This window comes from Leisingera sp. McT4-56 (assembly GCF_020514995.1).
GTDB classification, from domain to species: domain Bacteria; phylum Pseudomonadota; class Alphaproteobacteria; order Rhodobacterales; family Rhodobacteraceae; genus Leisingera; species Leisingera aquaemixtae_A.
In genome coordinates this window covers 1-6954 of the sequence record NZ_JAJALF010000045.1, presented here as the reverse complement: position 1 = coordinate 6954, position 6954 = coordinate 1, and the positions used below count along the sequence as shown (strand labels likewise).

Below are 6954 nucleotides of genomic sequence, written 5' to 3'. Positions count from 1 at the left end.
GCGCCAATGACTGCTCTTGAACACTGGGTCATGCAGACAAATGGCACAGGCAGAAACAGCCAAAGCACTTTTCTGCCTGTGCCATTTGTCTGCATGACCCAGTGTTCAAGAGCAGTCATTGGCGCAGCCGCAGCGAAAAGGCGCTTTGTCCCGCGTAGTTAGCATTGAAGCTTCGCGCAGTGAGTGACTGATTTCCGCCCTTGACGAACTCTATCAATCCGAGCGGCTCTCCGGAACTAAACCTCAAACCTCTCGCCTGGATCATTGCGCTGGAAGATTGCAGCAACCACTGGATCCTCCGGCAGGTCCAGTTTCTGCCGGCATTCTGCCAAAGCTTGCGCATCCCTGGCAATCGCCCTGCGATGCTCGTGCAGCGCATCCTCGATGATTTCCGCGATGATCTTCAAAAGGATCTCGAGGAGCGACATCGCCGGCGACAGCCGTGCATGCAGCTTGAGCGGCAGCGGCCGTTCCGGACCGCCGCGTGGGCCGGCCACCAGCCTGCCTCCACGCCCGTCATTGCCGACCACCCAATGCAATTGATCACGGCGGATCAATTCCAATCCCAAAGAAATTGCTTCAACCCGCTTTTGAACAGCTCCCGCCCTTTCTTCCTTACCCTTTATCGATCTTTCCCTGTCCTCAACCTCCTTCTCCCGGCTCGCCAACGCTTTTTCTCTTTCCCTGACCTCTGCCTCCTTCTTTTTCATTGCAATATATTCTGCCGCAAGGCGGTTCTCTTTTTCTGCCAAGGCCGTGGCCTGCGCTTCCAGCGCCTGCTCCTTCACCTCGAGCTTGGTTTCGAACCGGAGGTTCGCCACCTGCTCTTCCGCCCTGGCCTTGGCACTAGCCTTGCGCGCAGCGTATTGCTTTGTGGTCAGGCGCTCGTGGCCCGGTCCCTTGCGCAGAAGCCCGCAGGGCCTGCCGACCGCTTCGTAGTAGCGGTCTTGAAAGCGTATCATCCCAGCATCAAACGCTTCCTTTTCAGGGTTCTTTTCTTTCCGCTTCTTCCGGGCGGCATGCAGATGCCGCCCGTTCTCCTTCTTCCACGCCTCGAGCTTTTTGGCATTGGCAGCTTCCGCCCTGGCGCAGGCTTTCTCCCATTCAGCCAATGCCCGTTCATGTTTAGCCATATTCTTTTTCTGGGTGACCCGGTTCTTGCTCGGGCGCGGCTTCTTCGGCTTTTTGGGTTTCGGCAGCAATTCTGGCTTCGGTAGGGACGAGAGTGTCCGCGGCTTCTCATGGCTGGCCCGGTAATCCGCCGCCGCCACTTTTCCGGCGTGCAGCTTGTTGGCATCCAGCCGCGGGTCGTTCATGTTCAGCGCCAGAATGTGCATATGCACATTTGCCTCATCCAGGTGGAACGCCGCAGCAAACTGGATACCTGGCGGCATCCGTTTACGGAAGTCCTTCAAGGCAAGGTTCGCCCATCTGTTGATCACCGGCTGGTGCTTGTTAGGGTCTGCCAGAAACTCGCGGGCTGCAATTGGATGAGAATGAACTTCTGTATACAAGGTCGGCGCATCAGAACGCAGTCTGCGGGTGTAGCTCTTGCCGGACGACGCCGTGACTGTTTCACGTATTTCACAGCAGCGCCGGTCATGCAGCGCCTGCAGTTCGCTGATTGGGATGGCGCCGTGACTCAGAACCGGAACCGGCGCACGCGGGTTCTCTATATGCTTGCAATAGTGCAGGTACCTCTGCGCTTCCTCGAAGACCTGCTGAACGGAGTTAAGCTGATCTTTCGTGCCCTTCACCAGCTTCGGCTTCCGGGTATAAGTTTCGACGTGGACGTACTGGTAGGCCATGAGGCGGTACTCCTTTTTTCATTGGGTACGCGGCCTCGGCGAAAACGCAAAACGTGGATCCGCCTCAGAAACTCTTCATTATGAGGGTAAGCACTTTTGCCATATAGTTTTTCTGGGGCTTGGGCAGTTCAGACAGGCGCACAAATGCGCGTGAAAGCTCCCCAAAGAGACAGACTATAGGTAGCTGAAGCTACCTCGTCTGCCCCTTGCGCCGGGGAGGCGCTCCAGCAGCCCTGCGGGTGCTTGCGCGGCCGGTTCCCGGCCTTGCACTTGAAGAACTTTCGGGTGGCTTGTTTTGGTTTGAGTTGCCTGCTGGTGTTCTCTGGAACCTGTCTTCCGGGAGGACTGATCCAGTGCTTCACCGTTTCTTTTCCGATGCAGCAAAGCTGAGAATGCAAAGCAGTTCCCACAGGATCGTTGCCGCGACCAGGGCGGTGTTGCCCGACCGATCGTACGGCGGAGAAACCTCTACCACATCCGCACCAATCAAGTTCAGTCCCTGGAGCCCCCTGATCAAAGCCTGGACCTCCCGCGGCAGCAGCCCGCCAATTTCCGGTGTTCCGGTTCCCGGCGTGAAAGCCGGGTCGATACTGTCGACATCAAAGGAGATGTAAGTGGGACCTGTGCCAACAATGCTGCGGGCCTCCGCCAGTACATTGTCCAAGCCCATCTGGTAGAACTCCTCGATATGGATCACCCGCATGCCACTGTCATAAGAGAAATCCCAATGTGGTTCCGCGCGGCCCCGGATGCCGATCTGAACCGTGCGTTCCGGGTCCAGGACACCCGCCAGGACCGCATTGCGAAACGGCCCGCCATGGTGAAAACGGGATCCGTTGAATGGCCCCCCGGTGTCGGCATGGGCGTCAATATGGATCAGTCCGGCAGGAGCGTCGCGGCCGATAGCCTTGAGAATGGGATAGCTGATCGAATGATCACCGCCGACTGACAGCGGCATGACGCCTGCGTCTGCGACCATTTGGTAATAGTCTTCGATTTCCTGAGTTGCCTGTTCCAGATTGTAGGTGCTCGCAATCGGCACATCGCCGCAATCGGCGAAACGCGCCAGCGTACCCGGAATAACCCCTGTCGCATGGTTCTTAGGACCCGCAGCCAGAACCGACAGTTCCCGGACCTGCTGAGGCCCGAACCTGGCACCAGGCCGGTTTGTCACCGCCAGATCGAAGGGCACGCCGAGCATCCCGATATCAAGGCCGGTGAACCCGTCCTGCAGCGGCGCACGCAAAAACGAGGAAATCCCCGCATAAGGGGCAACATGCTCCCTTTTGTCGCCGCCATGCGCCACTCCGCTGTCCAGAAAAGCCTGAAGAGCCTGGTCGTTGAGATCGGATTTTTCCGCCAGCGCACGCAGGCGGTCGAGGTTCATCGCGGTCATAAGGTTCACTTCCCGTCCAAGTTTTCCGGCAGGTTCAGATTTTCATGGAAAGTTCACTTTGGTAAATTCAAAATATACAAATCATACTTTACTGTTACCAAAGGAATGCGCCGTGCTGAGCCTCCACGAAAACTCGATCCGCAAGCTCAGGGTGTTCGTGACGGTTGTCGACTGCGGCGGGTTTGCTGCCGCGCAGAGCGTTCTGAACATGTCCGCGGCCACAATCAGCATCCAGATGAAAGAGCTTGAAGAGCAGCTGGGCATGACCCTGTGCCAGCGCGGCCGCTCAGGGTTCCGGATCACCGACCAGGGGACAGCGGTCTATGAGGCTGCTCAAACGGTTCTGGGGGCTTTCAGCAATTTCAACCTCGCCGCCGCAGAGATCCAGAACCGGCTGGTCGGAGAGGTGAAGATCGGCCTGCAGGCAAATATGGCCACCAATCCCGCCTTCCGCCTGCCGGAGGCGGTCCGCAAGTTTCAGACACGCCCCAACAAGGTAACCTTCCGACTGGAGGAAACCCGCTCCGCCGATCAGCAAAGCCGCACGCTGGACGGCCGCTATGATCTGAGCATCGGCTTGTTTCCTGCCCGGATACCGGGTCTGGACTACACCCGGCTGTTCACTGAGCGCGTTGCGCTTTATTGCGCATGCGCTCATCCGCTGTCGGAGATCACCGATGAAAGCCGCCTGCTTCAGGAAATTGGCAGCCATGCCATGGTGTCCTCCGGCACCGCACTGGAGCAGGTCCTGAAGAAACCCCCCGCCCTGCCCTCACCGTCTGTGTTCACTGAGGACATGGATGCAGCCATGCTGTTTGTTCTTTCGGGACAGTACCTTGGGTTCCTGCCGACGCATTTCGCACAGATATGGGAAGACAAGGAGATGGTCTGCCCAATCCTGCCCGGCAGGTTCGCCACAGATTTGGAATTCCACTTGATCACCAGGCGCGGCGGGCGGGACAACAAGGTCGTGGATGTCTTCATTTCCGATTTGCTGGATGCACACAGCGCTGCATAGCGTAGCGGCGGCAGAGCCTTTTCGCCGCGCCGCTGCAAAGTGATGCCTCTTACTCGGAGGTCAGCGCACTGAAGGTTTCAATGTCCCGTTCGATCAGTGCCTCTGTTTCGGCACGGTTCTTCCAGTAAATCTGGGCGCCATTTGTCTGCACGTAAGTTTGCGCCTCCTCGCTCTGCATCGCCCGGACAGCGGCCGCTTCGATCTTGGCGATGATGTCCTCCGGCGTTCCCTTGGGGACAAACAGACCGTTCCACAGGACGATATCCAGAGAGGGTGCGATTTCCGAAACTGTGGGAACATCAGGGGTCAGAAACACCCTCTCGTCCGTAACGCTGGCCAGCACCTTGATCTCGGACAGGCACGGCGCAACCAGTGCTGCCACCGAATTCATGACATCCACATCGCCGGACGCCAGCGTATTGCAATCCAGCGCGTCATAGGCGGCCTCCGAGCCGAACTCAAAGCCCAGTTCTTCAGCGAGCCCGAAGGTGACACGGGTCGGCACCAGCCCGGCACCGAAATGGCCAAGCGTGACATCATTCTCCCGGGCATAGGCCGCCAGTTCTTCCATTGTGCTGTAAGGTGCATCCTTTCCTGCCACGATCAGGAAAGGATAGGTCATGAAGACGCCAACTGGAACAAACGGGTTCGGAGACAATTCCGGAATGCCAAGCGTGGGTCCGACCACCGGCACCCCGATAACAAAAGACCCGACGGTGTACCCATCGGCAGGCGCCGCCGCCACGTCCAGCGCACCGGGAAACGGCCCGCCGCCGCCGCCCGGCTTGTTCACAACGGCCGCAGGCACGCCATACAAGTCCTGGAACTCGGTTGCGATCATCCTGGTCAGCACATCTTCCTCTCCTCCCGGAGGCCACGGAACAATGAACGACACCGGTTTTTCGGGGTAATCGGCAAATGCCGCGGGTACAGACCCCACGCATGCGGTGAGGGCAATTGCTGCCAGTTTCAGCATCGGATTTTTCATGGTCTACTCCCTTGCCACAGAGCCCGGTTTCTGTGCTGCGCGTCACCTGCCGGCAGCGTTGGAAGCCGGAAGCAAAGCGAAAGGCTCCACTGGCAGCTAAGAGAGCATGCTGACTTAGGTTGAAAAATTAAAAAGAAAGAAACTTCACTTTCGAAGTTTTGCGGGTATCGCCCATGGTACCTGGCCCTGACATGTCCCCGAATATAGCGATTTCCGCGATTGGTCCTCGGTACAAGCTCAAAAGTGCTGTGGACCAATTCGGCCGACTGGTCTGCCGGACACGCCCAACCGGGGGCCTGGGATGACTTATTGCTTTTCGATAATCTGGAAGGGGTGAAGATTTACACTGACAGCAATTGCTATTCGTCGACTTCAATTCCGCGATCCTGGCACCATTGCTTCAACATCCGCCGGATCATAGCAGGCCGTGTCGGAAGATCGTCTTGCTCGCGGCGCTGGTTATCAATGACTTCGATCATCCCACGCGCCAATCGGAGATTGACCGCTTCGGTATCCACCGCCGGGCGTCCTCGCGCTTTTTTTGACATGTCTGACAATCTCGTATTGATTTTTGGTTTTATGGTACCATATATTTCAGGTGCAGCAAGGCTCCTACCCCTTGCCGCACCCTAACCAAAACCGATCTCGCGAGAGGAGACCGACTATGGCTGATATTTGCCGTATCATGCGCATGGGCACAGAAAAAGGCTTGTGGCCTGCAAACGAAGCAGATGATGGTTCCACCTTCATCACCCGCACCTTCGACACGCTGACTAAGGCAGTGGACGAAGCCCTCGAACTGGAGCGTGATCTGTCGCACGCACTGTCCTGGGATCCGGCATCCACCGATATCCAAGAGGCCGTAGAAGCCAAATGGCAGGATTGCCTTAAACTCAGCGGTGACATCCTGACTGCGCCGGTGGTCAGTGCCGAAGATTTGCCAATGCAGCGCATGAGCATGCTGCTGCACTTTCTGATCGAATCTGAGAGCCTGGACGAGGCACTTCGATTCCAGCAGCTGATGCATGAGCACCGGGACCTTTTCACTACCGATGATCCCGGTGTCCGCGAAGCGCTGAACCGCGCGGCGCGGCAAGTCGACGCCGTGGCGGAGATGGCAGTGACAGCTCCGGAATTCGCGCCGGTCTGAGCCGCCCAATCCCTTCCTGACATAACCTGACCTGGCCACCGCAGCGGATCTCTCCGCCTGCGCCCGGCCGCGTCATGCCCAAATCCAGATTATCCCGGCAGGTGCCCCATATCCGGCGCCTGCCCTCTCTCCCGCTTTGCGCAAACGGAGTTCTCAATGACCCATACATCAACCGCCAGGTCCGCCGCCTTCCCGCTCACCATTCACCCCCACTGGCACGCAGCCGCCGAAGCCAAGGGCTTCGGCATCCTGCAGCGGGTCAAGGACCGCTATCACCTGCTCCTGTCCTGCAAGGCCTGCGGGGAAACGCACATGAGCAAAATTTTTGTGGTGATGAACAGCCAGCCGCAGTGCCCGCATTGCATTCAAGACCGGTGGCAGGCCGACGCTGTGGCCGCAGGTTTGAAGTGGGCAGGCCGCGATCCGGAAGACCGTCACTATGCCCACTATATCGCCCCCTGCGGCCATAACATGCGCCGGCAATTTGAGATGGTTAAGCGGGCAGCCGAAGGCCTGTGCAGTGTACGGTGCGAGATTTGCCACGCTGACAAAGAACAGGCTGAAGCAGAAGAACGGGGGTGGCACCTGATCGGA

6 protein-coding genes and 1 pseudogene are annotated in these 6954 nt (G+C 58.0%); 3 read left to right on the top strand and 4 right to left on the bottom strand.

Annotated elements, in window-relative coordinates; all coding sequences use genetic code 11:
* Nucleotides 1–236 precede the first annotated feature (236 nt).
* Nucleotides 237–1808 (bottom strand): Mob protein, encoded by a 1572-nt coding sequence (locus LHL23_RS23140; protein ID WP_226431714.1) that lies wholly within the window; start codon nt 1806–1808, stop codon nt 237–239.
* A gap of 358 nt (nt 1809–2166) precedes the next feature.
* Complete coding sequence (speB, locus tag LHL23_RS23135) at nt 2167–3204, bottom strand: agmatinase (protein WP_226431713.1); 1038 nt, start codon at nt 3202–3204, stop codon at nt 2167–2169.
* 112 nt (nt 3205–3316) lie between these two features.
* Between speB and LHL23_RS23130 the strand changes: the two genes are divergently transcribed.
* Entirely contained in the window at nt 3317–4222 is a 906-nt protein-coding gene (locus tag LHL23_RS23130) for a LysR family transcriptional regulator (RefSeq protein ID WP_226431712.1), read from the top strand.
* A gap of 49 nt (nt 4223–4271) precedes the next feature.
* Here the strand turns inward: LHL23_RS23130 and LHL23_RS23125 are convergent, their stop codons facing one another.
* Together LHL23_RS23125 and LHL23_RS23120 are read right to left on the bottom strand one after the other, a co-directional pair.
* The gene (locus tag LHL23_RS23125; RefSeq protein ID WP_413229491.1) at nt 4272–5210 is read right to left on the bottom strand and encodes a tripartite tricarboxylate transporter substrate binding protein; all 939 of its coding nucleotides are present in this window, start codon (nt 5208–5210) and stop codon (nt 4272–4274) included.
* A gap of 359 nt (nt 5211–5569) precedes the next feature.
* On the bottom strand, nt 5570–5728 hold the full coding sequence (locus tag LHL23_RS23120) for a hypothetical protein (RefSeq protein ID WP_167738125.1): 159 nt from the start codon (nt 5726–5728) through the stop codon (nt 5570–5572).
* 146 nt (nt 5729–5874) lie between these two features.
* Between LHL23_RS23120 and LHL23_RS23115 the strand changes: the two genes are divergently transcribed.
* Together LHL23_RS23115 and LHL23_RS23110 are read left to right on the top strand one after the other, a co-directional pair.
* Nucleotides 5875–6360, top strand: a complete 486-nt coding sequence (locus LHL23_RS23115) for a hypothetical protein (protein ID WP_226431711.1) — start codon at nt 5875–5877, stop codon at nt 6358–6360.
* 156 nt (nt 6361–6516) lie between these two features.
* Nucleotides 6517–6954 (top strand): annotated as a pseudogene (locus LHL23_RS23110) (GIY-YIG nuclease family protein); the annotation flags it as partial.